The 24372-nt window shown below is 58.5% G+C and carries 24 protein-coding genes; 8 read left to right on the top strand and 16 right to left on the bottom strand.

The genetic code is table 11. The features are described 5' to 3' along the window. Window positions 1–217: 217 nt before the first annotated feature. The 15 genes from ACR0J4_RS17960 to ACR0J4_RS17890 all read right to left on the bottom strand — a co-directional run bounded on the left by ACR0J4_RS17960 (window position 218) and on the right by ACR0J4_RS17890 (window position 14743). Window positions 218–913, bottom strand: a complete 696-nt coding sequence (locus ACR0J4_RS17960) for an RraA family protein (protein ID WP_170640076.1) — start codon at window positions 911–913, stop codon at window positions 218–220. Further along, window positions 910–1605 carry an alpha/beta fold hydrolase gene (locus ACR0J4_RS17955; RefSeq protein ID WP_170640078.1) on the bottom strand — a complete coding sequence of 232 codons (696 nt, stop codon included), beginning with the start codon at window positions 1603–1605 and terminating at the stop codon, window positions 910–912. Before ACR0J4_RS17955 ends, ACR0J4_RS17960 begins: the two co-directional genes overlap by 4 nt. Then, window positions 1602–2726 carry a cobalamin-independent methionine synthase II family protein gene (locus ACR0J4_RS17950; RefSeq protein WP_170640080.1) on the bottom strand — a complete coding sequence of 375 codons (1125 nt, stop codon included), beginning with the start codon at window positions 2724–2726 and terminating at the stop codon, window positions 1602–1604. Before ACR0J4_RS17950 ends, ACR0J4_RS17955 begins: the two co-directional genes overlap by 4 nt. 10 nt (window positions 2727–2736) lie before the next feature. Continuing rightward, window positions 2737–3339, bottom strand: coding sequence for a class I SAM-dependent methyltransferase (locus ACR0J4_RS17945; RefSeq protein WP_170640082.1), 603 nt, complete (start codon window positions 3337–3339; stop codon window positions 2737–2739). After that, window positions 3336–4295 (bottom strand): cupin domain-containing protein, encoded by a 960-nt coding sequence (locus ACR0J4_RS17940; protein WP_170640084.1) that lies wholly within the window; start codon window positions 4293–4295, stop codon window positions 3336–3338. Before ACR0J4_RS17940 ends, ACR0J4_RS17945 begins: the two co-directional genes overlap by 4 nt. Before the next feature lie 148 nt (window positions 4296–4443). Further along, window positions 4444–5433, bottom strand: a complete 990-nt coding sequence (locus tag ACR0J4_RS17935; RefSeq protein ID WP_170640086.1) for a nuclear transport factor 2 family protein — start codon at window positions 5431–5433, stop codon at window positions 4444–4446. Continuing rightward, window positions 5430–6473 carry a LacI family DNA-binding transcriptional regulator gene (locus ACR0J4_RS17930; RefSeq protein WP_480668761.1) on the bottom strand — a complete coding sequence of 348 codons (1044 nt, stop codon included), beginning with the start codon at window positions 6471–6473 and terminating at the stop codon, window positions 5430–5432. Before ACR0J4_RS17930 ends, ACR0J4_RS17935 begins: the two co-directional genes overlap by 4 nt. Continuing rightward, complete coding sequence (locus tag ACR0J4_RS17925) at window positions 6473–7237, bottom strand: SDR family oxidoreductase (protein WP_170640088.1); 765 nt, start codon at window positions 7235–7237, stop codon at window positions 6473–6475. The genes ACR0J4_RS17930 and ACR0J4_RS17925 overlap by 1 nt, the downstream gene beginning before the upstream one ends. Next, window positions 7237–8289, bottom strand: a complete 1053-nt coding sequence (locus ACR0J4_RS17920) for an ester cyclase (protein ID WP_170640090.1) — start codon at window positions 8287–8289, stop codon at window positions 7237–7239. The genes ACR0J4_RS17925 and ACR0J4_RS17920 overlap by 1 nt, the downstream gene beginning before the upstream one ends. Further along, entirely contained in the window at window positions 8286–9617 is a 1332-nt protein-coding gene (gene hisD, locus ACR0J4_RS17915; protein ID WP_170640092.1) for a histidinol dehydrogenase, read from the bottom strand. Before hisD ends, ACR0J4_RS17920 begins: the two co-directional genes overlap by 4 nt. Before the next feature lie 11 nt (window positions 9618–9628). Then, window positions 9629–10159 carry an ester cyclase gene (locus ACR0J4_RS17910; protein WP_170640094.1) on the bottom strand — a complete coding sequence of 177 codons (531 nt, stop codon included), beginning with the start codon at window positions 10157–10159 and terminating at the stop codon, window positions 9629–9631. Between the two features lie 4 nt (window positions 10160–10163). After that, window positions 10164–11318, bottom strand: a complete 1155-nt coding sequence (locus ACR0J4_RS17905) for a carbohydrate ABC transporter permease (RefSeq protein ID WP_170555992.1) — start codon at window positions 11316–11318, stop codon at window positions 10164–10166. Window position 11319: 1 nt separating this feature from the next. After that, window positions 11320–12342, bottom strand: coding sequence for a carbohydrate ABC transporter permease (locus tag ACR0J4_RS17900; RefSeq protein WP_170380322.1), 1023 nt, complete (start codon window positions 12340–12342; stop codon window positions 11320–11322). Window positions 12343–12409: 67 nt separating this feature from the next. Continuing rightward, window positions 12410–13621, bottom strand: coding sequence for an ABC transporter substrate-binding protein (locus ACR0J4_RS17895; protein ID WP_170640096.1), 1212 nt, complete (start codon window positions 13619–13621; stop codon window positions 12410–12412). A gap of 75 nt (window positions 13622–13696) precedes the next feature. Continuing rightward, entirely contained in the window at window positions 13697–14743 is a 1047-nt protein-coding gene (locus tag ACR0J4_RS17890; RefSeq protein WP_170640098.1) for an ABC transporter ATP-binding protein, read from the bottom strand. Window positions 14744–14895: 152 nt separating this feature from the next. Between ACR0J4_RS17890 and ACR0J4_RS17885 the strand changes: the two genes are divergently transcribed. Both ACR0J4_RS17885 and ACR0J4_RS17880 read left to right on the top strand, forming a co-directional pair. Next, window positions 14896–15909, top strand: coding sequence for an ester cyclase (locus tag ACR0J4_RS17885; protein ID WP_170640100.1), 1014 nt, complete (start codon window positions 14896–14898; stop codon window positions 15907–15909). Continuing rightward, window positions 15906–16778, top strand: coding sequence for an amidohydrolase family protein (locus ACR0J4_RS17880; protein ID WP_170640102.1), 873 nt, complete (start codon window positions 15906–15908; stop codon window positions 16776–16778). The genes ACR0J4_RS17885 and ACR0J4_RS17880 overlap by 4 nt, the downstream gene beginning before the upstream one ends. Window positions 16779–16987: 209 nt before the next feature. Here the strand turns inward: ACR0J4_RS17880 and ACR0J4_RS17875 are convergent, their stop codons facing one another. Beyond that, window positions 16988–18235, bottom strand: coding sequence for a flavin-containing monooxygenase (locus tag ACR0J4_RS17875; protein WP_170640104.1), 1248 nt, complete (start codon window positions 18233–18235; stop codon window positions 16988–16990). 200 nt (window positions 18236–18435) lie between these two features. Between ACR0J4_RS17875 and ACR0J4_RS17870 the strand changes: the two genes are divergently transcribed. From ACR0J4_RS17870 to argE, 6 genes are read left to right on the top strand one after another with little or no spacing between them, the layout of a single operon-like run. Then, the gene (locus tag ACR0J4_RS17870) at window positions 18436–19578 is read left to right on the top strand and encodes a Rieske 2Fe-2S domain-containing protein (protein WP_170640106.1); all 1143 of its coding nucleotides are present in this window, start codon (window positions 18436–18438) and stop codon (window positions 19576–19578) included. Window positions 19579–19580: 2 nt separating this feature from the next. Continuing rightward, on the top strand, window positions 19581–19997 hold the full coding sequence (locus ACR0J4_RS17865; protein ID WP_170473868.1) for a RidA family protein: 417 nt from the start codon (window positions 19581–19583) through the stop codon (window positions 19995–19997). Between the two features lie 4 nt (window positions 19998–20001). Further along, on the top strand, window positions 20002–20676 hold the full coding sequence (locus ACR0J4_RS17860; RefSeq protein WP_170640108.1) for a DUF1028 domain-containing protein: 675 nt from the start codon (window positions 20002–20004) through the stop codon (window positions 20674–20676). A gap of 24 nt (window positions 20677–20700) precedes the next feature. Next, the gene (locus tag ACR0J4_RS17855; RefSeq protein ID WP_170640110.1) at window positions 20701–21810 is read left to right on the top strand and encodes an SRPBCC family protein; all 1110 of its coding nucleotides are present in this window, start codon (window positions 20701–20703) and stop codon (window positions 21808–21810) included. 54 nt (window positions 21811–21864) lie between these two features. Continuing rightward, the gene (locus tag ACR0J4_RS17850; protein ID WP_170556001.1) at window positions 21865–22800 is read left to right on the top strand and encodes a LysR family transcriptional regulator; all 936 of its coding nucleotides are present in this window, start codon (window positions 21865–21867) and stop codon (window positions 22798–22800) included. Then, window positions 22797–23942 (top strand): acetylornithine deacetylase, encoded by a 1146-nt coding sequence (argE, locus tag ACR0J4_RS17845; RefSeq protein ID WP_170556002.1) that lies wholly within the window; start codon window positions 22797–22799, stop codon window positions 23940–23942. The genes ACR0J4_RS17850 and argE overlap by 4 nt, the downstream gene beginning before the upstream one ends. Window positions 23943–24372: the final 430 nt, after the last annotated feature.

Here is a 24372-nt window from a genome sequence, read left to right as displayed (position 1 = left end):
AGCGCTGTAAATGCGATGGAAGAGAGGAAGGCTTCCAGGCATTCGCAGTAAACGCAATATTAGGAAGTTGGTTGAACCGCGTATTGCTTAAGTCATCGACAGATCAAAGCTACTCTTTCGCCAGCGCGAAGTGTTGTGGCAATCGGTTTGTCTGGAATTCTCTCTAAAGAATAAGCGTAACTTACTTTTCAGAGGGTCTTTCAATTGTCGGCGGCAATCAAACTCTTGCCTTTTCGAACTCGGCCCATGCGCTTTCAAAGGTTTCAAAATCAAACCCAGATTGGCGTGCAGCATCCAAGACGATACGCTCTGTCACCAGCAGTTTCCGGATCGCCGCTTCCAGATGCAAAATGATATCCATTGGTATCACCACTGCTCCATGACGGTCAGCGTGTATAAGGTCACCTGGGCTTACCGTCAGGCCAAACACGGAAACTGGTGTATCAATCTCGCCTATGTGGACGAACCCATGGCTCGGGCCGATTGAACCAGCGACCACCGGAAACCCATCGGGTAAGTCCCCAAGATCACGCATCACGCCATTGGTTACGACCCCCGATATTCCAAACCCTTTGTGGACCGACGTGTTGATCTCACCCCAATAGGCACCGATACAGTCCGGGTAGTCTACATCCTCAATCACCGCGACAGATGGCTCCGGGGCCTCAGCCATATACTTGTAATAGGCCATGCGTCGCGCCCGGATCACATCTGCTGGCTCGGTTGGCGGGTGAATGGCGGCGATTTTGGCGGTGCGTGCATAGCCGACAATTGCTGGCTCATCGGGGGCAGAGCACAGCATGGTACCCCGGGTGAACTTATCAAAGCCTCGTTTGCCCTGCGCCACTTCAATGGCGTTGCATACGGTGGGCGTGTCGACCTTGCGAAGCAGAGACAGAAGCGATGGGGTCATGAGTCCTCCAGCCAGCGGATCAGGGCCGCTGTGGTTTCTTGTGGTTGTTCCAGTGTGGGCAGGTGCCCTGCGTCTTCAATGATTGTTAGCGCGCTGTTAGGCAGAAGATCGTGCATGAGTTGGTGGCGTTCGACAGGGCAAAGGCCGTCGGCACGCCCGCACAGAACCAGCGTTTTGCCGGTATAGGCCGACAGGGTCGCGCGTTGGTCGATGCGATCCATCAGCGCTTGCGACTGACGTAGAAAAACGTCCGGCCCCAGATCCGTGGCCATAGCCATGCAAAGATCTAGAATAGCGCCCTGTCGCGGACCATCCGCCAGATAGTTGGGCTTCATCTCATCGCGCATCACCTGCCGCAAGCGCCCCTCGCGCACGGCGGCCATCTGTGGCGCACGGCGTGCTTTGACCTCGGACGCTTCTGCCAGCGGGTTGGTATCCAGCAAAGCCAGCCGTTCCACCCGATCCGGGGCCTGACGCAGCACTTCCATCGCAACGATCCCACCCATCGACAGCCCCGCCAAAGCGAAGCGAGGAGGGGCGTTGTTCAGAATCTCGGCGGCCATGACCCCGACACTGTCCTGCTGGCTTAACGGAAAGCTCATCAACGGCACCCTGTTTGACAATGCGTCGATCTGCGGACCAAAGAGGCGCGCATCGCACATCATGCCAGGCAACAAGATCAAAGGCGTCATGACGCAGCCAGCTTTGCCCCTGCCGACAGCGCCGCCAATTTGGCATAGGCGATCTGCGGATCAACCGCGCCGAAGCCTGCGAAGGTGCCAAAACCGCAATCGCTGCCTGCAATCACCCGATCCGCCCCAACGATGCCCGAGAACCGGTCGATGCGCTGCGCCACAAGCTCGGGGTGTTCGATGAAGTTCGTGGTGGTGTCGACAACGCCGGGCACCAGGACCTTGTCATCGGGAATCTCATTTTTACGGTCGCGGAACACAGTCCATTCATGGGCGTGTCGCGGGTTCGAAGTTTCAAACAGCACATAGCGCGATTTGGTCGCCATCAGCGTGGAGAACACCTTGTCCATTGCGATGTCACAACAATGCGGGCCCTCGTAATTGCCCCAACAGATATGTACGCGCACACGGTCCTGCGGGACGTTCTGCAGCGCATGATTCAGAGCCTCGACATGCATATTGGCGATCTTCACGAACGCGTCGTCCGACAGATCGGTGAACAACATATGCCGAGACAGGGCCAAATCGGGACAATCCAGTTGCAGGTCCAGACCGGCGGCCACAATGGTTTCGTATTCTTCTTTCATCGCATCGGCCAGCGCGGCCAGATACGCCTCGCGCGTTGGGTAGTGGTCATTCTGCAAAAACAGCGAAATCACCCCCGGAGAAGCGGCATTCATGAAACCTCGGTCTATCCCATGTTGGGACATTGCTGACTTGAGGTTGGCAATGTCCTTTTGCAACTCGCCTTGCCCTTTTGAACGCACCTCGCCCGTACACATGGGTCGCGCATAATTCGGGGTGCCGCCATCATCAGCCAGGCGCTGCAAAAAGCTGGGAAACAACTTCAGATCTGCAGGTGCATTGCGCGGGCTGTCACCGGAAAACCCGGTATAGCGGTCTTTGACGTAGGTGGCGTAGGAAATCTTTGAGGTCTCGCCATCGCTGACGATATCCACCCCGGCTTCGACCTGTTTGCGCACCGTCTCGGAGACCGCTTCGGTCATGCAAGCATCAAAACCTGCGGCATCATAGGGCTTACCGTTCTCACGTGCGAAGATGTAATCCACCACGTCCTGCGAGCGGGGCAGGGATCCAACATGCGTGGTCTTTACGGTCATCGGGGCCTCCTCAGATTTTGCGAGCCATCAGGATTGTGTGGCTTTGGGTTTCAGGGTCTTCGGCCAGAAACCCGGTCAATTGCAGCCCGTTCTCTTCAAGGCAAACAGCATAGCCTGCCGGAGACAGCGAGGCGTGATAGACGCGTTCCGATCCAACGGTTCCGCTTTCCTCTCCTGCGCGGGGACCGACGGTCAGCATCAGCATTCCACCGGGCCGCAAGTGACGGGACATACGGGCGATGCAATCCCTTTGCTCGTCCGCTGTCAGATGGAAAAAGCTGTTCCAGGCAATGATACCGTCGAATGTCTGATCCAGTTCGAAATCGCGCATATCGCCATGACGCCAATCGCCATCGGGCCATCGGGTTCGGGCAATAGTCAGCATCGCTTCGGAAAAATCGACACCCGTGACGTCAAACCCTTCGGCTTTGAACCACCGCGCGATGGGATCGCCTGTCCCGCACCCTAAATCCAGAACGCGATCGCCGGGCTTCAGGCTGGCAGTGAAGCGCGCCAGCCAGCGCGCTTCGAACAAGGCCTTTGAGCGGCGCTTGTCATAGTCGGTCGCCTGCCGTTCATAAATGGCATGCGTGTCGTTTGGATCTGCGATCATCCTGTCCAGGTGGCTCCTGCCGGGTCATCGGTCGCTGTAATCCGGTACAGACCCGCCTGTCCGGTCATCGACGGTTCAACGCTATAGCGTTCTCCCGCCAGAACCAAGGCAGTGTCTCCATTTGACAGAGTGGTTTCATACCCATCAATCGAGATGCGCCAGTGACCGCTGGCGGGCATAAGAACAACCGGCTTTTCAGCGACAACCGGATCATTCACGCTTGAGCCGCGCCCGAGAAAGTCGACCTCGAACCCCGGTTTATCTTTGATCAGAGCGTTTTCGCCGATCACCGGTGCCGGTTTATTGGCCGACAGCGCCATCAGATCCCAGTAGCGGGCGACATATTTGCCCACCACATCCTCGACCGGTACTTCGGGGTAGTCTTTCAACTGTTCCTCGGTCAGCAGCGGCATCGGGCGCACGTTGTGGGGCAGCTCTTGGCCTTTCTTGCTGTCATACAGCACACCATTGTCGCCCAGCATCAGCCCGTGAGCCTGCGCGTCCTGAATGACTTGCGGTGCCCATGTCACACCACCCCCGGCATCGTCGCCGCCGAGGATCGACATGATCATCCCATAATCGTGCCCCACATTTTCGAACCCGCGAAAAATGCCGGTAGGAATGTTGAAGATGTCGCCTTCTTCGGCAATGAACTCACCCGCAGTGCCATAGCGACCCCAGAAGAACCGCCAGCGGCCCTTGGCGACAAAGAACACCTCGGCCGTGGTGTGGCTGTGCAGAGAGTTCCGGCATTTCGGAGGCTGGCCCGCAGCGCCGATGTTAAAGCCGATCTTGTCGGTGATGTGGACGTGCTGATCTGGCGATTCCGAGACGCCGCCGCCGATGATGGTGAAGTTTTCCTTCTGATCGCTGCCCGGCGTATGGGCGTCGATGAAGGCGGTTTTGCAGGGTTGCAGCTCGCCGTAGCGGACGATGCGTTGTTGGATGGTGCTCATGATGGTCTCCTTGAAAATGGGGGTGATGGGATCAATCCCGCCCCCCGGGAGGTCGATTGTTCAAACGCCGCGCGCGCAGCGAGGCGCGATGCGAGTGAAAGCGCCGCGCCGCCTGACTGGCGTTCAGGGAGAGGCCCATCGCAGCCACTCAGCCCTCCTGTCCCTGTAGCAGGATCTGTTTCCAGACCGAGGTCTCGTCGAACAGGGTATATTCCCGGCGCAGCTGCGGCTGGCCGCTGATCAACTCGCCGAATTCGCCGTGGCTGATGCCCAGAACATAGACCTGCGCACCTGTTGGCGCGCCAAAGACGCCCCAACCGTCATGCTTGCCCCATAGGCTCCAGCGGATCGCGGCACGGGGCGGCATATTGGGGTCATCGCGGCCAATTTGGTGTTCGATCTTGAATTCGGCGTTCGGAAAGCTGGCACGCAGTCCCATCCAGAACCGATCTACCGCGTCCCAGCCATGGCCGGTGACGCCGCCGACATATTCGGACTGAACGGCGCGGTCATATTCGGTTTCGATTGCGCCCATATCGGCATTCATGATCCGGGTCAGGATATCGGCGTAACGCTGCCCCCATTCATTGTCGTTGCCGGTGCCCTTGTAGGGGCCGGGCTGGTCGATCTCGGGTGTCAGTGGTTTGACGCAGTTCTCAGATCCACCTTCGCGCGCGATCAGATCGGCGGCGTATTCCTTGGGGTCCCAACCCATCTGACGCACGATCGCCCCCTGATCGCGGATCAGCCATTCGTCATTGATCTGATTGTCGATGGCGTGGCAGTCGGCGAGAATCCGATAGCGCAATATGGTTCCGGTCGCTTTACCGTAAACACCCTCGGCCAAATGTGTCGCGGTCGAGATGATCCGGTGAGAGCTCAGCATCCCATCTTCCGGCGTACCGGACCAGATCACATCCTCGCCAAGCAATTGACGGTCGGGAAATTCGGCCAGCGTCGCCATGGTTGCTCCGATGACGTTCTGGTTGCCCAGCACCACCGACCCGGGCGAGCGCACGACGATATCCTTGCTGTAATAGTCATGCAGCGTGGCGATGCCACGATCTTCCCAGATCTCTTTGGTGATCCCGATGATGTAATCCGGGAAGTCCCGGAATTTCGGATCAAAGCCCTTCATGTCTCAGTCCTTTGTGGTTTCCACCCCTTCGGCAAACGCGCCGAGGTCCGCACTATCAGCGGCCCGTCAATGGCCACTTTGCGCGGTTCGGCCGTGGCCGGGGTGTCGATATGGTCAAGCAATGCGGTGACGGTTTCAGCCACCATCAGATTTGCGCGCTGGCGGATTGTCGTCAGGTTATAGGCAGGCCACCCGGCGGGCGGCACGTCGTCATAGCCGATGACCGAGACATCCTCGGGCACACGCAGGCCTAGTTCGAAGCGGATCACGTCCATCACGGCCAAAGCCATGTGATCATTGGCCACAAATACCGCGTCGGGCCGTTTGCCGGGCGCCACATCAAACATCCGGCGGGCGGCGGCCCGGGCGTTTTCGGTGTGGAAATCTCCGACATCATGGGCGAAAACATTCTGCCCGCCTTCTGCCAATGCCGCACGGAACCCGGCCTCGCGGTCGCGCTGGGTCGAGGCGCCCTGCCAACCCGCGATATAGGCGATACGCTTGTGCCCTCCGGCCAGCAGAAACTCGGCCACTTTGCGCCCGCCCGCATAGTTGTCCGAGGCCACCGTAGTGATCCCGTCAAGATCCTGCGTACGGTTGAACAGCACTACCGGAACGCCGGCCTGCTGGCAGCGCGTGGCGATATCCGACGACATGGGAACCGAGGCCAGAATGACCCCGTCCACTTGATAGTCCAGAATTTCATCCATCACGTCGTCAATATTTCCGGCCGAGCGTGAGGCCATGAAAATCAGCACGTGATAGCCCTGTTCTTGCAGTGCGTTGGAGAGTTTTTCCAACGCCTCGGGGTAGAAGTAATTCTCGAGATACCCCACCACCAGACCAATGATCCGGCTTTTGCCCGACACCATCGCGCGGGCCAGAACATTAGGTCTGTACCCGAGTTCAGTGGCCGCCTTGCGCACTTTGTCTTCGGTCTTCTTGCTGACCGAGGCACCGGGCGTGAAGACCCGGCTAACTGCCGACTGGCTAACACCAGCCAGTTGCGCAACCTGAAGGGATGTGACCTTTTCAGCCATCAGTCCGCCGTCCAACCGCCGTCAATCAGCATTGAGGTGCCCGTCACCAAAGCCGAGGCGTCCGAGGCCAGATAGGTGACGGCGCCCATGATGTCTTCGACTTCGCCCACGCGGTCCAGTTTGATCTTGTCCATGATCCAAGCCGCACGTTCGGGGTTGTCGAAGGTGGATTGCGTCAGCGGCGTGCGGATGAAGGTCGGGCAGACCGTGTTGATGCGGATGCGCTGTTTGCCCCATTCGATCGCCATCGCTTTGACCATCCCCTCAAGCCCGTGTTTCGTGGCGCAATACAGCGCCCGGTCCACGCCGCCCACATGGCCCATCTGGCTTGAGATATGGATGATCGATCCTGGCCGCCCCGCTGCCAGCAGCGCCTTGGCCGCGTAGGACGACAGGAAATAGGCCGAGCGCAGGTTGATATCGGTCACTGCGTCGAAATCCTCGGGCGTGGTGTCGATTGCCGGGCTATGGCGGGCGGTTCCGGCGGAATTGACCACCACGTCAAAAGCACGGCCGTCGAACAGCTGTTTCAGCGCCTGTAGGTCACCCTGATCCACCACCGCGGCCTCGGCTGACCAGCCCTGCGCCTGCAGCGCGGCGACGGTCTCGGCCAGTCGATCTGCCCCGCGCGCCGCACAAACCAAATGCGCCCCGGCTTCGGCCAGCGCCACGGCGCAGCCCTGACCGATACCCGAAGAGGCACCGGTAACCAGCGCGGTTTTACCGCTCAGCGAAAAAGAGGGGGTGCGGGGCAGGTCAGTCATCAGCTCATTCCATCCGGTATTTCAATTCGGCCCATATTCCGGGCCTTGTTGAATTCCCGCAGACGGGCGAACACGTCAACGCCAAGTTGGCGATAAGCGTCCAGAAGATCGACCAGAACCCAGTTTTCGCGGATCAGGCCATTCTCGAGCCGCCAGAAATCAAGGCTGCGCATTGTGATCCGCTGGCTCGAGGGCGCAATCCCCATCCAGCCGTCATGGGTTACCGTTTGGATCATGTTCGGCCAGCCGGTGACGGCGGCATAGTCGCCATCGCCGAAGAAGTGATAGGTGATGTCATCCACATACTTCCCGCGATCCGGCATCCCGTTCAGGAACGGAATCTGGTGCCAGTTACGAAATCCAGCATAGCCGCGCCCGGTGCCGATCCCGGCGGGGCCGTACCAGTTCATGCGGGGATGCCAGAACTTCTCCATCTCCATCACCTCTGGCCCGCCTTCTGAGGGGTGTTTCTTGAGGTGATCCAGCATGTCGATGATGTGCTGGCATGTCTGTTGGCCTTTGGCGGCATCATATGGCCCCGGAACCAGACCATCCTGCGTCGCGGGACCCGGCACATGCCATTCGTGCCCAAGGCTAGGGGCCATGGGCCAGGCGTTGGCCTGCATCATGACTTCGGGGATGTCCCAAAGCGCCTGCTTCTCAACGATCTTGCCATCGCTGAAGCGATAGAATTCGTGAAACCGCATCGTCACCTGATGGCCGGTCGGCGGGATATCCAGCCACGGCCCGGTGAAGGTACCGGTATAGTAGCCGCCACAACCGACCCAATCCGCGCCGTGTTCATCCGGCCCGGCTGTGACGATGTAGTCGCGCCGCTCCAAGTCGGGCCATGCGTCCAGCAAACCTTTGTAAGCGGTATCATAAAAGGCATCGCTGCCTGTGCTGTCGCCGAACGGGTGGCACAACCGAAACAGGGATTCCGGAGCGCTGACATTTGCCAGCGCCTGCCGCACACCCGTTTCTGTAAAGTCATACATAGCTGCCCTGATTTGCGCGATCAGCGCTTTGTGCTGCGTATGGATGTCACTCATTCCGCGGCGTCCCGATAGGGGGCGGCCTCGCCATAGGGGACGTTGATCCCGCCATAGCGGCGGACGCGGACATTGCATTGCTCGGCATGGCCAACAAAGCCTTCCAGCATGCACAGGCGAGAGCCGTATTCGCCGATCAGCGTCGCAGCCTCATCGGTCAGAACCTTTTGGTAACTGTGTGTTTTCAGGTATTTACCCACCCAGAGTCCGCCGGTATAGCGCCCGGCCTTTTTAGTGGGCAGCGTATGGTTGGTGCCAATCACCTTGTCCCCGTTCGACACATTGGTGCGCGGGCCAAGGAATAGCGCGCCGTAGCACGTCATGTTCTCAAGGAACCAGTCATCGCGGTCGGTCATTACCTGCACATGCTCGGATGCGATGTCGTCGGCAACTTTCAGCATCTCGTCGTAGGTGTCGCAGACAATCACCTCGCCATATTCGGCCCAGGACACTTTCGCGGTGTCGGCGGTGGGCAGGATGCCCAGCAGGCGGTCGACCTCGGCCAGAGTGTCCTCGGCCAGTTTACGCGAATTGGTCAGCAACACGCAGGGGCTGTTGTAGCCATGCTCGGCCTGACCCAACAGGTCGGTTGCGCAGAGTTCCGCGTCTGCTGCGGTCTCGTCGGCGATTACCATGGTTTCGGTCGGGCCGGCGAACAAATCGATGCCCACACGGCCAAACAGTTGGCGCTTGGCTTCGGCCACAAAGGCGTTTCCGGGGCCGACCAGCATGTGAACCGGGTCGATGGTTTCGGTTCCCAGCGCCATCGCGCCGATGGCCTGAATGCCGCCCATCACATAGATCTCATGCGCGCCGCCCAGGTGCATGGCCGCAATCACCGCCGGGTTCGGTTTGCCCTGAAACGGAGGTGTGCAGGCGATGATACGCGGCACCCCAGCCACACTGGCCGTCGCAACCGACATATGCGCCGAAGCCACCATCGGAAACTTGCCGCCGGGCACGTAGCAGCCAACCGATTGCACGGGGATGTTCTTGTGGCCCAGAATGACGCCGGGCAGAGTTTCAACCTCGATATCCAGCATCGAGTCCCGCTGCGCCTGCGCAAAGTTGCGCACCTGCTCCTGGGCGAACTTGATATCGTCCAGCTCGCGGTCGGTCAGCTGGCCGATCAGATCGTCGATCTGCTCCTGCGACAAGCGGAACGAGTCGGGGGAATAGTTGTCGAACTTCTCGCTCAGCTCGCGCACGGCGGCGTCACCACGGGTTTCGATGTCTTTCAGAGTGGCCTCGACCACGGCGCGGGTCTTGGCGTCATCCTCGGCCCGGTCAGCGTCGGATTTGCCGCGTTTGAGATACTCGATTGCCATAATCCTGATCCTTACTTATCGGGGCGGGGCGCGGTTTTCTCACCCCGGTCATAGGCTTCCCAGCCCTCGCCGTTGAACAAATCGACCCCCAGCTGCGCGGCCACATGTGCGAAATCCACATTCACCCAGTTGTCGACGATCTTGCCATCGACCACTTTCCAGAAATCCATGTAACGGATTTCAACCCGCTTTCCGGTGGGGGCGATGCCCAGAAACTCGCCGGAATGGGTGGCCTCTTGTCGGCCAAAGGCCGCGGCCCATTCGCCCATATAAAGGCGTGCCTCGTCGATACAGGTTTTGTCCGAAAACGCGGCCTGAAAGGGGCGCTGCCAATTGTCCTGAAACTCCTTCAGGCCGGTCTTGGTGCCACAGCCCTGATTGCCCAGCCAGCGGAACCCTTGCGAGAAGAACTCGCCGATATCGTCGATACGGTGGTCGTTCAGACCGTCCACCATGGTTTCGATAACGCGGCGCGTGTCTTCGGTTTTGCTCAGATCCGTATCACGGGTCAGAACGGCTTGTTCCGGGCGGGAACCCTTCATTTCTTTATCCTTTTACTGCGCCAGCGGTCAGTCCGCTTACGATTTGGCGTTGGAAGATCATCACAAGGAAGAACAGCGGGGCGATGATCGATACCGCAGCGGCAACGGCGACCACCTGATCGGTTGTCGTCGTCTCGCGGTTGAACATGCCCGCAATGGCGGGGACCATCGTCTGGTTCTGCGCATCGAGCAGCAGCGAGGTCACCAGAAAGTCGTTATAGGCCAGCAAGAAGCTGAACAGCCCGGTCGTGATCACCCCCGGCCACATCACAGGCATGATCACGCGGCGGAAGGCCTGAAAGTGGTTGCAGCCATCGACCCGCGCGGCCTCGTCCAGTTCGGCCGGGATGTTCTGGAAGAAAGAGCGCAGCATCCAGATCGTGAACGGCTGATTGATCGCAACCAGTACCGCGATCACGGCGAAAGGCTTGCCATAGAGCGTCGGTGCATTTTCACCCAGAATAGGCGCCAGCCATTCGGCCGAGTTGATGAAGACCGGCAAATAGCCCGCAACCAGAACCGAATGCGGCAACGCGCGAAAGATCAGCGCAATCAGCAAGATCCAGAAGGCCAGTGTTGAGCCCGACCGCGCCAGGCCATAGCCGGCCAGCGTACCCACTGTCAGCGATACCGTCACAACTCCGGCGGTCACGATCAGCGAGTTTTTGAAGTTGTTGGAAAAGCCCCGGTCAACCCAGACGGTTTTGTAATGCTCGGTCGTCACGCCCAGCACGTCGCGACCCAGAGGGCCGAATAGCGGGTTCAGCACGTTCAGAACCGCAGGCAAAACCACAAAGAACACCAGTAGGAAGGCGATCAGGGCGACAAGCACTCCGACCACCCAACCGAACCACGCCTGACCCGGCGCGGTGTATTCCCTGATCTTCGCGGGCAGCACCTTGGTTACGACCATGGCCGCACCCCAGATCACCGCGATCCCGAGAATGATATCTAGAACTGAAAGCCCGTTCCCTGTGGCCAGCGTCGCCGGGCCAAAGATCACGTTCAGCGCATTGCTGTCATAGGCGTCCACTGGGGATTTGACGCTCATGATCGCGATCCAGACGATCGGGAAGGCGGCGACAAGGCACCAGAACGCCAGGAAGATGTTCGAGGTCAGCCGCAGGCTGAGAGGTTGGCGAAGCGCGCGCGAGGACATATCAGTGGCCTCCTTTATGGTCGCGCCAGGTGCGGCGCAGCGGCAGGATCAGTAGAATGACGATCCCGATCATGGTCAGCATCGCGCTGGCCGAGGCCCGGCTGATCGACCGGTTGCCCGCCTGATCCGGCACGAGGAAGTCGAAGGTCAGCCATTGCAGCGAGATGACATAAGCCTGGCTGGAGAAACCGACGATCTCTTCGAACACCCGGTAGGCGTCCATCAGGTGGATCATCGACACGAAGATGATCAGCGGCATCAGATGCGGAATGACGATGTACTTCATGCGCTGCCAGCGGGTCGCACCGTCGATCACGGCGCTTTCCAAACTGTCCTGATTGACGGTCTGTAGCCCGGCATAGAACACCACGGCCGCAAAGGGGGCCACGTGCCAGACGCGGTAGAACATCATCAGGATTTCAATCGTCCAGGCCTGCGCGAACAGTGCTATGTCTCGGTTCAACCACCATTCCAGTAACGCGGTCAGGATGCCGTCCCCACGGAACAGCCAGTTGATCGACAGCGCGCCGATCACCGGCGTGATGATGAAAGGCAGCAGCGAGATAAAGATGACCGGCCCGCGGATCGACCCCGCGGCGTTATTGATGAGAACCGCGATGCCCAACCCGAACCCAATGACCAGAGGCAGTGTGATCAGCGTGAAAGTCAGCGTGAATCGCAGCGCCTTCCAAAAGTTGATGGTTGACAGCACGGACCAATTGCCCTCGGTGATCGCGCGCCAGGCCCGCTCGGGTTCCAGCACATTGCGATAGCTTTGCAGGCCGACATATTCGGTCTGGGTGATCACCTCGCCATGCTCATCCAGCTTTGGCTGCGATTTCTGCTCGGTCACACAGGTCTGGGTCAGGAAGCCAGGGGTACAGGTTTCGACCTCGACCATCTCATAGACGGGTTGGGTGATGTAAAAGCTCTGCTTGAACACGCTGACCAACGGGAAAGCGATAAAGAGAAGCATCATAAAGACAGAGGGGCCAACAAAGGCGGCAAATGTCCTGAAATTCATGGCTCTGCCTTTCTCATGGTTCTCGGGTTGGGAAATAGGGAGGGCACGGGGCCCTCCCCGGGGAGGATCAGTTGCTGATCAAACCAGCTTCTTTCGCGGCGGTGATGTAGTCCGCCTCGATATCGGCCAGCGCAGTCTGTGCGTCCTTGGCGCCGGTCAGGTAGTCGGCCAGACCGTTACCCAGGGCGCTGTGCAGAACACCCATGGCGGCGCTGGCCGGGTAGGCCCCCGCACCGTTTTCCGCCGAGGCGGCAGCGCCTGCAGCCAGTTCGCCGGGCTGGTAGGCCGCGTTCAGCCAGACGGCGGTGTCATTGTTGGCACTGACCATGTCACCGTCGATTCCTTCCATGACCAGACGGAAGGCGGCATCGGCCTCTTCATCGCTCATGTTCGAGGCCAGAACGATGCCGTCCCACCAGATTGTGGTCGAGGGGCGCTCGGATCCCATCGGAGCCGAGGCCATGGTGACCTTGCCGACCACTTGGCTTTCGGCCTCGTCATTCATGGCAGCGGCGCGGCTGGCCCACAGGTTCGCCATGGCGATCTTGCCCTGTTGGAACTGCTGCTGGACATAGGTGGAATCGGACACGAGGTATTCGGGATCCATGAACTCGGTCATGGCCTTCATCGTTTCAAGCGCTTTGACGCCCTTTTCGTTGTTGATCGCGGGCATATTGCCCTCGCCGATGAACGTGCCGCCTTCGCCCATATACATGTTGACGAATTCCTGAGCCAGGTTCCAACCGGTTTTGAAGGTGCCGCCGATGGGGTATTCCATCACGCCGGCCTCTTTGATCTTGGCGGCGGCAGCCAGAACGTCGTCATAGGTCTTGGGTTCTTCGATGCCCAGCTCGGCCAGAACATCATCGCGATACATCAGGTGCTGCGCGTTCACCATCATGGCGATCGCCATCACCTTGCCATCCACCTTGATCAACTGGTTGGGCAGCAGGTCTTGCCCGTATTTTGCAACCAGATCATCCAGCGGACGGATCGTGCCCGCGTTCAGAAGTGGGATCATGGTTTCATTCGCCACGCCGCCGATCTGATAGAGCGAGGGGTCGGCCGCAAAGGCTTCGGGCTGTTTCTCGCGGAATTCCTGGTCCAGCGAGGCGCTGAAATTACCGCATTCGGCCATCGCATCCGTCACAGCTTTCCAGGCTTCGAACCCCGCTGACAGCGATTTCAGCGGCACTTCGTTTTCATAGGAACAGGCTGCCGATGCACCGCTTGCCGCGATGGCCATGGCGCCTGCCATTAGGATCGTCTTGAGTTTCATGCGTTTCTCCCTGTCAGGATGGGTCCGTCGTCGACGCCCGGACCGCTGTTATGCCCCGAAGGGCTGTTGGCGGGGTTACTCCCCGATCCGCGCACCGCTTCCAGCTTCGAAGAGGTGACAGATTTCTGTTGGCACCGAGAATGAGACATCTTCCCCGATCTCGGCGCGGAAAGATTTATCGGCCTTGACCGACACCAAAGCCCCACCGACCCGGACCGAGATCATGGTCGCGTCGCCCAAGAGCTCCAGTGTGTAGATCGGTGCGGTGATCTGGCCTGCGCCTTCGGCAAGACTGGCATCCTCGGCCCGGAAACCCAGTGTCATGGGGCCATCGGGCGCGTTGACTGGGATCTCAACATGTTCCGCACGGAACACGCCGCCCGCGACCTCACCCTCCATCAGGTTCATGGCGGGCGAGCCGATAAAGCTGGCGACAAATGTATTCGCGGGTCGGTCATAGATTTCGGTCGGGCTGCCGACCTGCTGCACCACGCCCTGTTTCATCACCACAACGCGGTCAGCCAGTGTCATCGCCTCGATCTGGTCGTGGGTGACATAGATCGTCGTCACCGCCAACTCATGGCTGAGGTTCTTGATTTGCGCCCGGGTTGAAACCCGCAGTTTGGCATCCAGGTTCGACAGAGGTTCGTCCATCAGGAACACGTTCGGTTCCCGCACGATGGCACGGGCCAAAGCCACGCGCTGCCGCTGACCGCCCGACAGTTCGGCGGGTTTGCGATGCAGGAAATCGTCCAGCTCGACCATCGCACTGGCGCGACGAACCTTGTCGTCATGGGTCGCCGGGTCGATGCCGCGCACTTTCAGCGGAAAGCGGATGTTCTCATAGACGTTCATGTTGGGGTAGAGCGCATAGCTTTGGAACACCATCGCCACATCGCGGTCTTTGGGTTCCAGATCGTTGACGACCTTGCCGTCGATCAGAATATCGCCCTCGGTCACGTCCTCAAGCCCGGCGATCATCCGCATCGTGGTGGTCTTGCCGCAACCCGATGGACCCAGAAGCACCAGAAACTCGCGATCTGCGATGGTTAGGTCAAAATTGTGGACCCCAACAAACGAACCCCATCGCTTGCCGACGTTACGCAGTTGAATTTCCGCCATGGTGCCCCCAACTAGGATTCGTTTTGCATACGTTTGCAAAACTGTAGTTCGCATATATCAAATCAGGCAAGACTTTTTTGCATACGTATGCAAGAATGTGGAAAATACCCGATTCATTCTAGCGACACAAAACGCGCAACACCCTGACACAAATGGAAAATACCGTGACCTTCCAGAAAGAGAAAAAAGTTATCTCTGACTTTCATTCCGCATTGGATTCAGCGACGCCCCAAGACGTTCCCAGCGTCATGAGCCGTTTCTGTACGCCTGATTCAGTTTGGCGCGGCTTTCACCCATTCAACTTGATCAATGATGCTGAGCACGTGGCCCAGCAATTCTGGATGCCCCTGAAATCCAGTCTGACACGATTGCAAAATCGGGTGGATATCATGTTCGCCGGGCAGAATTCGCTGCGTGATGAATCAGATGTTTGGGTCGTCACCATGGGGCATTTGATGGGCCTGTTCGACCATCCTTGGTTGGGCATTCGCCCGACCGGAAAGCTGGCGTTTCTGCGATATTGCGCTTTCTACAAGGTCGCCGATGGCCAGATCACGGAAACGGCGATGTATTTCGACATACCACACCTGATGGTGCAGGCCGGGCAGAACCCGTTTCCTCCGCAAACAGCGGCGCATCTGGTGCAACCCGGCCCAATGCCACATGACGGCCTGCTGCTCACGGAACAACCCATTACAGAAGGTGAAAAAACACTGGCATTGATCAATGCGATGATCTCGGATCTTGGCCAGTGGCAAGGCGGCCTACCGCTTGAGGAGGAGTTGGCCCGAACCTGGCATCAAGAAATGATCTGGTGGGGGCCCGAGGGGATAGGCGCGACCTACACGATCGAACGCTACGCCAAGCAACACTCGGGACCGTTCCGCGCGGCTTTTAAAGACCGGTCAAAGACCAAGCATATCTGCCGTCTGGCCGAAGGGCATTATGGCGGCTTCTTTGGCTGGCCCAACTTCACCGCAACACCCTCAGGAGGGTTCATGGGTATGCCGGCCACTGGCAAACCGGGCGAGTTCAGGGTGATCGACATATATCGCCGTGCAGAGGACAAACTGGCCGAAAACTGGATTTTCATAGACCTGCTGCATTTCTGGAAACAACAGGGCGTCGACGTATTGGGTCGCACGGCTGGGATCGAAACACCATGAGAATAGACGCACATCACCATCTGTGGGATCTGAACGCCGTGGAATATCCTTGGTTGATGGAAAAGGGCGCCGTTCGGTTTTTTGGCGACCCCACGCCGATCCAGCGTGACTATTTATTACCAGAATTTCGTGCAGATGCGTCGGCACAGGGCTTCTCGGCTTCGGTTCATATCCAGGTCGGCGCCGCCGATCCCTGGGCCGAGGCGCAGTGGGTTCAAGCCGTAGCCGATCAATATCCGGACTGGCCGCTGGTTCAGGTCGTGTTTTGCGATCTGACGGCCGATGATCTGGAATACCAGTTGGATCGCTTTCAATCGCTACCCTCGGTCCGGGGTGTTCGCCAGATCGTCGGGCGCGCGCCCGGCGAAGATGCCAAGACGGGTACAAACAGATTACTTGAAAACCGGGATTTCCTGACCGGCCTGAAAGCCGTGGGCGAGCGAGGCCTTTCCTTTGACCTGCAATTGCTTCCCGAACTGATGGAGCAAACTTCCGAAGTGCTTTCTCGGGCACCAGGTACACCTGTTGCTCTTTGCCACGCAGGCTCACCACATGACCGCAGTGCTGATGGGTTAAGTAGCTGGCAAGATGCGCTTAGTTCCCTGTCCAAACTGCCGCAGGTCTATTGTAAACTCTCTGGGCTTGGCATGTTTGATCACAATTGGAGCGCCCAAAGCGTCGCGCCAATCGTTTCAACCTGCTTGTCGCAATTCGGCGCAGATCGTTGCATGTTCGGATCGAACTTTCCGGTCGACAGTCTTTCTTCGACTTACCTTGAGCTGGTTTCGCGCCTTCAAGAACTGATCTCTGACCAGCATCAGAACAGCGTGTTCCACGACACTGCAAAGAGGTTCTACCGTTTTGAATGAGGTTGGAAACTGTACTCGAAGTTGATCGGCCCGTTGCAATTGAGGGTGCCGCGTGGGGCGATACGCTTAGATAAGTGCACGCCCGGATTCATTCGGTTTCAACATGTCAGGCAATCACAGCCCGACTTTCGGCTTCAAATTAAAACCGAGCCAGACAGATCAGTCCGCTCATGCGAACGGCCTGAATCTCTTTTTCAAGTCGACACTTCTCAAGGAGAATTTGGTGCATAGGCCAGATAGTTTTCCTGAATAGAGATCTGGTCCGCGATGAACTTTGCATCGTGCCAAACGCCCCAGATAAACGAGGACCCACGGCGCGATTGCCACGGCAGCCCGACGAAGTAAAGTCCGGGCACCGGAGAGACTCCACGCTGATGGATCGGTCTGCCCCGGTCGTCCAGCGTGTCTGCCTCCAGCCAGTCATAGTCAAACTGGAACCCTGTTGCCCAAATCACGGTGCGGATATTGTTGCGCTCAAGGTCCAGCTCGCGAATTGGGTCTGACACACAGGCGGGATCGTCCCCTACGACCCAGGCCTCGGGCTCTTCTGGTAGGTCCATGCCGGTGCGCGCAACATAGGCATCGGCGGCTTCGAGCAGGGACAACATGTTTGCGTCGCCCGCATCGAGATTGGCTTTGAGATCATCGGCGATATGGAGAACGCCGTTTTCATATCCCGACGACATCCCCAGCAAAGTGATACCGCGCTCGGCAAGCTTCCTGAAATCTACGGTTTTGCCGCCATGCGCGCCACTGACAGCGATCGTGACATGCTCGGTGCCGGGCGCCGGTGTATCCAAATTCCAAATGCCGAGAACGCCCAGCCACCAGACATTGTCTCTCCCACGATAGCGACGCGGAGGTCGGTCATGGGGGCCAATGGAGAAGAAGACTTCGCGCCCAGCATCGTGCAACTCGGCCGCGATCTGCGATCCGGAGGAACCTCCGCCGATGACCAGAACGGCGCCCTCAGGCAAAGCCTCGGGATTGCGATAGGCGGTGGAGTGCATCTGCAGAACGTCAGAGGTTTCGGGGATGATTGGCGGAATCGCCGGTTTCTGAAACGGCCCCGTGGCACAGACGAGGTGGCGCGCTTCTATGGGACCTTGCGAGGTTTCGACTAAAAAGCCGGCGCGGTTTTCATGCGGGCGCGCACGCGTCACCGTAACGCCTGTGCGCACGGGCGCGTCGATCATTTTGGCATAGTCTTCAAAATACTGGGCCACGCATTCCTTGCGCGGAAACGCGTCGCGGTCGCCGGAAAACTCGAGGCCAGGGAAGCGATCATGCCATGCCGGACCATTTGCAACGAGTGAATCCCACCGTTCGGATCGCCAACGTTCGGCAATGCGGCCCCGCTCTAAAAGGACGTGTTCAATGCCTTGGGTACGGAGATGCTCGCTTGTGGCAATGCCCGCCTGACCTGCGCCAATCACCACCGTGTCGAAGTTTTCCATCGCGTCACCTTTTTTGCCGAGCTGGGTATCTGTTGGCCCGGCTGCTTCTTTTGCTTGTGCAACCCTAATTTTGTATCATCTTATGTCGATTAGATTTTACCTAATCACCGGTAAGATAGACTTTTGGTTTGTTTCCGGCAAAAGCCGTCTCAGTATGTGAATGCGGTGGCCGCCCGCGACTCAGGCAAAGAGGTTCGTTCATGCCCAAAGACCACGTTGATCCTATCGCAGCACTGCGCGCGAATACCTCGGTCCCATTTGAACGTGCGCGGGCCATGCCGACCGAGGTCTATACCGAGCAGAGCTTTGTCGATGCAGAGCTTGAGCACATCTTCCGCAAAGACTGGTACTGTGTGGGCCGGGCCGACGCCTTGTCGTCTGTCGGGGACTATGTCGCTTGCGAACTGGCCGGGCAGCCAATCGTTGTGTTGCGTGACAGAGACGGCGACCTGCGCGCGATGAGCAATGTGTGCCTGCACCGCATGTCGACACTTTTGCATGGGCGCGGGAATGCCAAGACAATCGTCTGCCCCTATCACGCCTGGACCTACAACCTCGACGGCAAGCTACGCGGTGCGCCCGCGATGAAGCAGAACGAGGGGTTTTGCAAAGAAATCTACGCGTTGCCTCAGGTCCGCTGCGAAGAATGGCTAGGCTGGGTCTTTGTCTGCCTTGATCCAAATGCGGCCCCCGTCGCCGAGCAACTGTCCGAAGTGGCGACAATGATCGAAGGCTATGACATGGCCAACTATTCCGAGGCGTTCTACGAAGAACACGTCTGGGACACCAACTGGAAGGTGTTGGCCGAGAATTTTATGGAAAGCTACCATTTGCCAGTGTGTCACGCGGGCACGATTGGTGGATTGTCGCGGCTGGAGGACATGATTTGCCCACCCGGCAGCCCGGCCTTCAACTACCACACAATTCTGAAGGATGAATCCTTGCGCATCGCCATGGCGCATCCCAGCAATGACCGGCTGAAAGGCGATGAACGCCGCACGACCTTTCTTCTGGCGCTTTATCCAAGCCTGATGATCACGCTGACGCCAGGGTATTTCTGGTATTTGTCCTTGCATCCCAAAGGGCCGGGTCAGGTGCATATCCGCTTTGGCGGTGGCATGTCGAATGACTTTGCGGATGACCCGGATGCACAAGACAATTTCACCGCGCTCAAGGCGCTACTGGATGACGTGAATGTTGAAGATCGTGGCTGTACCGAAAAAGTGTTTCGGGGCCTGTGCTCAGACGCAGCAACGCCCGGACATCTCAGCCATCTGGAACGCCCGAACTATGATTTTGCGCAATATCTGATGTCAAAGATCGACGCAGGAGGCGCGTCCTAAATATGGCCCACACCCGCATCCGCCCTTTCAATACCGGCGATACCTACCCTGAACAGTCGCTCGACAATGACCTGTGCCAAGCCGTTGTCACACGCGGCGGGAGTACTGTCTGGATGCGCGGGCAGTGCCCGCAGAACCTGGACGATGCCAAGAACATCGACAGCCACGACCCGGCAGAGCAGACCCACAAGGTGATGCAGAACATCAAGCAACTGATCGAAGAAGCAGGCGGCGAAATGGAGCATCTCGTCAAAGTGGTCGTCTATATCACCGATGTTCGCCACCGTGAGGCTGTGTATCGGACCATGGGCGAATACATTAAAGGCGTGCATCCTGTCTCGACCGGTCTGGTGGTGCAAGCTCTGGCACGGCCCGAATGGCTGGTGGAGATTGACGCCACCGCCGTGATCCCGGACTAGCCCCGTGACTTTCTCTCTTGTGGCCCGCTGCGCGCAGACCGGCATGTTTGGCATGGCGATCTCGTCTTCTTCTCCGGCAGTTGCAGCCCGTTGCGCCTATGCGCGTGCAGGCGTTGGTGCGGTGGCAAGCCAGAATGTCACCGATCCGAGCCTTGGCCCAAAGACGCTCGATCTGATGGAACAGGGCGCCTCGGCTGAGGTGGCGGTGCGCCAAATCACTGGTGAGGCCACGCACATCGCGTACAGGCAGCTTCTGGCAATTGACCGGAACGGAACCACAGCCATCCACTCCGGCCAAAACGTGCTGGGCAACTGGAACGAGGCGCAGGGCAGGGATGTTGCATCGGGGGGCAATCTTTTGGCGCATGATTGTGTGCCCGCCGCCATTGTGTCTGCATTCGAAGATGCGACGGGTCACTTGGGTGGCCGGCTGATTGCGGCACTCCGCGCTGGGCTTGCTGCCGGTGGCGAGGCCGGGCCCGTGCATTCCGCGGGTCTGATGCTGGTCGACGAAGTCAGCTGGCCCGTGGCCGACCTGCGCTGCGATTGGACCGAGGATTGCCCCATTGAAGCGGTTGCAACCGCCTGGGACGTCTACAAACCACAACTGGACGATTACGTGCGCCGCGCACTCGATCCCTCCGCCGCGCCCTCCTATGGCGTGCCAGGGGACGCGTAAGACATAACAACAAGGGAGGCCGGGATGACCCATTTGCGAACGAAACTTCAAGACTTGGCCGCCTTGCCCGCGGATCGCCCGATGGGTATGCCCGGCGCATTCTACACCTCGCAGGAGCAATTCGACCACGAGGCGCAGACTGTGCTGCGCAGCGGTTGGCACTGCTTGGGTCGGGTTGATGAAATCCCTGAACCAGGTGATTTCTTCACTGTCCAGCTTCTGAATGAACCCTTGCTGGTCGTGCGTGGCGATGAGGGTGAAATCCGCGCCCTTGCAAATGTGTGTCGGCATCGCGGAATGCCACTGGCAGAAGGAAGCGGCAATACAAAGCGGTTTGTATGCTCATATCACGCATGGGCCTACGGGCGCGACGGTGCCTTGCTGCGTGCCCCACGGATGGAGAATGCGGGCTTTGATCCCAAATCCTGCAGGCTGCCGGAACACCAGGTGCAGCTTTGGAACGGGTTCATTTACGTGAACCTTACGCCAGACGCCCCGCCGTTTGAGCACCCCGAGCTTGATGCCATGCTGGCACCTTATGAGACAGAGGATTTCCGCCTTGTGCATGTGGCTGAAGAGAACTGGCAGACCAACTGGAAATGCCTGGTTGAGAACTTCATGGAAGGCTACCACCTGAGCGTAGTCCATCCTCAAACCCTGCACGGCTACACCCCATCAGGGCTGTCGCGCAAGCTGGTCAGTGGGGACGGCTACACCTCCTATGCTGCTAATTATCCGGACAATATAACGCCTCGCGGAGACGGCGCGGCGGGCCTGAGCGAGGCAGAACGAAAACGGTCGTCCCTCTTTGCCAAGTTTCCCACGCAAGTGGCCAGCCAAGCCGCCAGCCTGCTCGTATCGTTGTCCATTTTCCCGATCGACGCGAACCTGATCCGCGTCAAATGGACGATGTCCGTCTATCGCGATAACCTCGATCACGACACGACCCAGGGGCGAATCGCGCTCTGGGAAGAGGTCAACCGCGAGGATCGCGAAAAGCTTGAGCGCATGCAGGTCGCGCTGCATTCAGCCCACGCGATCGAGGGGCCGCTGGCAGGGGATGACTATGAAGGCACGATCCGCGATTTCCAGACCTGGCTGGCCCAACAGGATAGTGCCCCTGATCTGGCCTGAGAGTTTGCGAGCCCTGAAGACCTCTGCCAACGTCTCTAAAATAGGAGCGTCTGCGTGCCGCGTCTGACCCTCCGGCAGTTGGAGTACCTCGTTGCGGTTGGCGAAACAGGCAGTATAGCGCGGGCCGCAGACCGGTTGAACGTCTCGTCGCCGTCGATCTCATCGGCCATCACCCAGCTAGAAGAAGAGTTGGCGATTTCGCTGTTCGTGCGGCAACACGCGCAGGGTCTGTCACTGACACAAGGTGGGCAGAGGGTGCTTGAAAAAGCCCGCCAGGTCCTGAACGACGCAAGAGAGATCGCAAACATTGCCGCCGATATTTCAGGTACGGCGCGCGGCCCTCTTGCGGTGGGCTGCCTGCTGACCTTTGCGCAACTTGTCTTACCGCGGTTGCGGCGCGGGTTTGAAACCGGATTTCCCGATGTCAGGATCGCCCAGAAAGAACTGAACCAGGCAGAGATATTCAACGCGTTGCAACGGTCCGAGATCGACATTGCGCTGACCTATGACATGGATATTCCAACCGACTTGAATTTCATCGGGCTGGTGCGCCTGAACCCATTTGCATTGCTACATGCCGGGCACGAATTGGCGACACGGACATCCGTATCGATTGATGATCTGGCGGATCTGCCAATGATCCTTCTCGATTTGCCGATCAGTACCGACTACTTCCTGTCGCTGTTTACCGCATCCTCGCGCCAGCCTCGCATTGTAGAGCTGACGCGAGACATGGCTGTGATGCGTTCGATGGTTGGGAACGCCTTTGGCTATTCCATCGCCAATGTGCGCCCGCAAAGCAATACATCACCGGACGGCAACCCGCTTGTTTGTGTGCCGATCACCGGGCCGGTTCGGTCCTTGAGAATGGGCCTTTTGACCACCCACGGTGCGGAAAAGTCGCGTACGGTGTCTGCGTTCATAGACTATGCGCAGGCTCAGGCCCGTGCGGGCGCCTTTCGCGCCATCGGAGGAGAAGCGCTTTCATGAGTGTCTCGCTAGAGGTTCTGGAGCGTCTGGTCGCCTTTGAAACCGTCAGCGCCCGGTCCAATCTCACCATGATCGCCTATATCGAAGACTTTCTGCGAAATCGCGGCTTTCGGGTGCAGCGCATCGCGGATCCTGACGAACCCAAGGCAGGGCTTTTTGCAGAAATCGGGCCATCTGTTGAAGGTGGGCTGTTGCTCTCTGCGCATTCTGACGTGGTGCCGGTTGAGGGGCAGGATTGGAGCGTAAGCCCCTTCAAACTCACCCGACAGGGCGACCGGTTGTTCGGGCGTGGAACGACCGATATGAAAGGCTTTCTGGCTGAGATGTTGGCCCTCGCCGATGTCGTGCAGGGTCGGGAACTGAAAACGCCCTTAAAGCTCTTGGTGTCATACGACGAAGAGATCGGCTGCGTCGGGATTTCACGCATGAAAAAGCGACTACCGTCGCTGTTGGGGCGTCCCAAACTGGCCATTGTGGGCGAGCCGACCGAGATGCAGGTCGCCATTGGTCACAAAGGCAAGCGTGCCTACCGCGCCGACATTAGAGGAGAGGCCGGACATTCCGCACTGGCCCCGCAATTTGTAAACGCACTCCACGCTGCTGTCGATTTCGTCGGAGAATTGCGCCAGATGCAACAGAAGGTCCAACAAACCGGGATCCGCAACGACGCCTACGATGTTCCCTATACGACCTTCCATGTTGGCCAGCTGTCCGGCGGCACAGCGCTTAACCTTGTGCCCGACAAAGCCACGCTTGTGTTTGAGTTCCGGCATCTGGCGGAAGATGACCCCGAAAAGATCGAAGCCCAGCTTCAGCAGGCAGCAGACGCGGTTTTGGCCAAGTTTCCACCGGCTGCCCAAATCTCGCTCCGGTTGTTGGCGGGATACCCCGGGCTGTCAGTCGCCAGCTCTGAACCGGCGGTCTCACTTGTCAAGTCCTCTGGTGGCGGCGGCACAACCCACGTTGCATTCGGAACTGAGGCTGGTGTTCTGTCAGACCTCGGCATCGCGACAGTGGTGTGCGGCCCGGGGTCTATGGCGGAACAAGGCCACAAGCCTGATGAGTTTGTTTCCCAGGAACAGTTGGTTGCTTGTTCCCTCATGCTCGGAAAAGTCGCGAATGAGGTGTTGTTTGGCCTCTAGGGCAGATGTGTTTTTTGTGAGGTCAGTTGCGAAGCTTCCGACAATTGACGCCCACGCTTGATGCGTATGAATGCCGTCTGCTCCAGAAATGGGCGATCCCGGATTGACGTACTGTAATCGTCTTAAAGCCTGGTCCATTCTTATGGATCGGACGCATGTCCCTTATTGACGCCGGGCCGCGTCGGAGAGTGTCACGGAGTAAGATGCGCCATGAGCTCGTTTCCGAACGACTTTGACGCAGCGTTGGCGAGATAGTTTGACCATTCAATTGTTTCGAATCGATTGAGAAGTGGTATGCTGCATTGCAGAAATCGAGGCGCCACGATGTTCCACCTGAATAGGTCAAAAGCTGTCGTCATCGGAGTAGCGAGCGATCGGTCGATCGCGTGGGGTTATGCACGCGCGGTGCAATTTCAAAGCGAAGATATCG

This window comes from Ruegeria sp. B10 (assembly GCF_056539825.1).
Note: the sequence above shows the minus strand (reverse complement) of the source record. Positions and strands in the feature narration are given on the sequence as shown.

Coding starts and splice junctions, on each gene's coding strand:
- ACR0J4_RS17890 (WP_170640098.1), bottom strand. CDS start 14,743: ATGGCGGAAATTCAACTGCGTAACGTCGGCAAGCGATGGGGTTCGTTT.
- ACR0J4_RS17945 (WP_170640082.1), bottom strand. CDS start 3,339: ATGATCGCAGATCCAAACGACACGCATGCCATTTATGAACGGCAGGCG.
- ACR0J4_RS17930 (WP_480668761.1), bottom strand. CDS start 6,473: ATGGCTGAAAAGGTCACATCCCTTCAGGTTGCGCAACTGGCTGGTGTT.
- ACR0J4_RS17935 (WP_170640086.1), bottom strand. CDS start 5,433: ATGAAGGGCTTTGATCCGAAATTCCGGGACTTCCCGGATTACATCATC.
- argE (WP_170556002.1), top strand. CDS start 22,797: ATGAGTGTCTCGCTAGAGGTTCTGGAGCGTCTGGTCGCCTTTGAAACC.
- ACR0J4_RS17900 (WP_170380322.1), bottom strand. CDS start 12,342: ATGAATTTCAGGACATTTGCCGCCTTTGTTGGCCCCTCTGTCTTTATG.
- ACR0J4_RS17875 (WP_170640104.1), bottom strand. CDS start 18,235: ATGGAAAACTTCGACACGGTGGTGATTGGCGCAGGTCAGGCGGGCATT.
- ACR0J4_RS17880 (WP_170640102.1), top strand. CDS start 15,906: ATGAGAATAGACGCACATCACCATCTGTGGGATCTGAACGCCGTGGAA.
- hisD (WP_170640092.1), bottom strand. CDS start 9,617: ATGGCAATCGAGTATCTCAAACGCGGCAAATCCGACGCTGACCGGGCC.
- ACR0J4_RS17955 (WP_170640078.1), bottom strand. CDS start 1,605: ATGACGCCTTTGATCTTGTTGCCTGGCATGATGTGCGATGCGCGCCTC.
- ACR0J4_RS17925 (WP_170640088.1), bottom strand. CDS start 7,237: ATGACTGACCTGCCCCGCACCCCCTCTTTTTCGCTGAGCGGTAAAACC.
- ACR0J4_RS17940 (WP_170640084.1), bottom strand. CDS start 4,295: ATGAGCACCATCCAACAACGCATCGTCCGCTACGGCGAGCTGCAACCC.
- ACR0J4_RS17865 (WP_170473868.1), top strand. CDS start 19,581: ATGGCCCACACCCGCATCCGCCCTTTCAATACCGGCGATACCTACCCT.
- ACR0J4_RS17855 (WP_170640110.1), top strand. CDS start 20,701: ATGACCCATTTGCGAACGAAACTTCAAGACTTGGCCGCCTTGCCCGCG.
- ACR0J4_RS17910 (WP_170640094.1), bottom strand. CDS start 10,159: ATGAAGGGTTCCCGCCCGGAACAAGCCGTTCTGACCCGTGATACGGAT.
- ACR0J4_RS17950 (WP_170640080.1), bottom strand. CDS start 2,726: ATGACCGTAAAGACCACGCATGTTGGATCCCTGCCCCGCTCGCAGGAC.
- ACR0J4_RS17905 (WP_170555992.1), bottom strand. CDS start 11,318: ATGTCCTCGCGCGCGCTTCGCCAACCTCTCAGCCTGCGGCTGACCTCG.
- ACR0J4_RS17870 (WP_170640106.1), top strand. CDS start 18,436: ATGCCCAAAGACCACGTTGATCCTATCGCAGCACTGCGCGCGAATACC.
- ACR0J4_RS17920 (WP_170640090.1), bottom strand. CDS start 8,289: ATGAGTGACATCCATACGCAGCACAAAGCGCTGATCGCGCAAATCAGG.
- ACR0J4_RS17960 (WP_170640076.1), bottom strand. CDS start 913: ATGACCCCATCGCTTCTGTCTCTGCTTCGCAAGGTCGACACGCCCACC.
- ACR0J4_RS17885 (WP_170640100.1), top strand. CDS start 14,896: ATGGAAAATACCGTGACCTTCCAGAAAGAGAAAAAAGTTATCTCTGAC.
- ACR0J4_RS17895 (WP_170640096.1), bottom strand. CDS start 13,621: ATGAAACTCAAGACGATCCTAATGGCAGGCGCCATGGCCATCGCGGCA.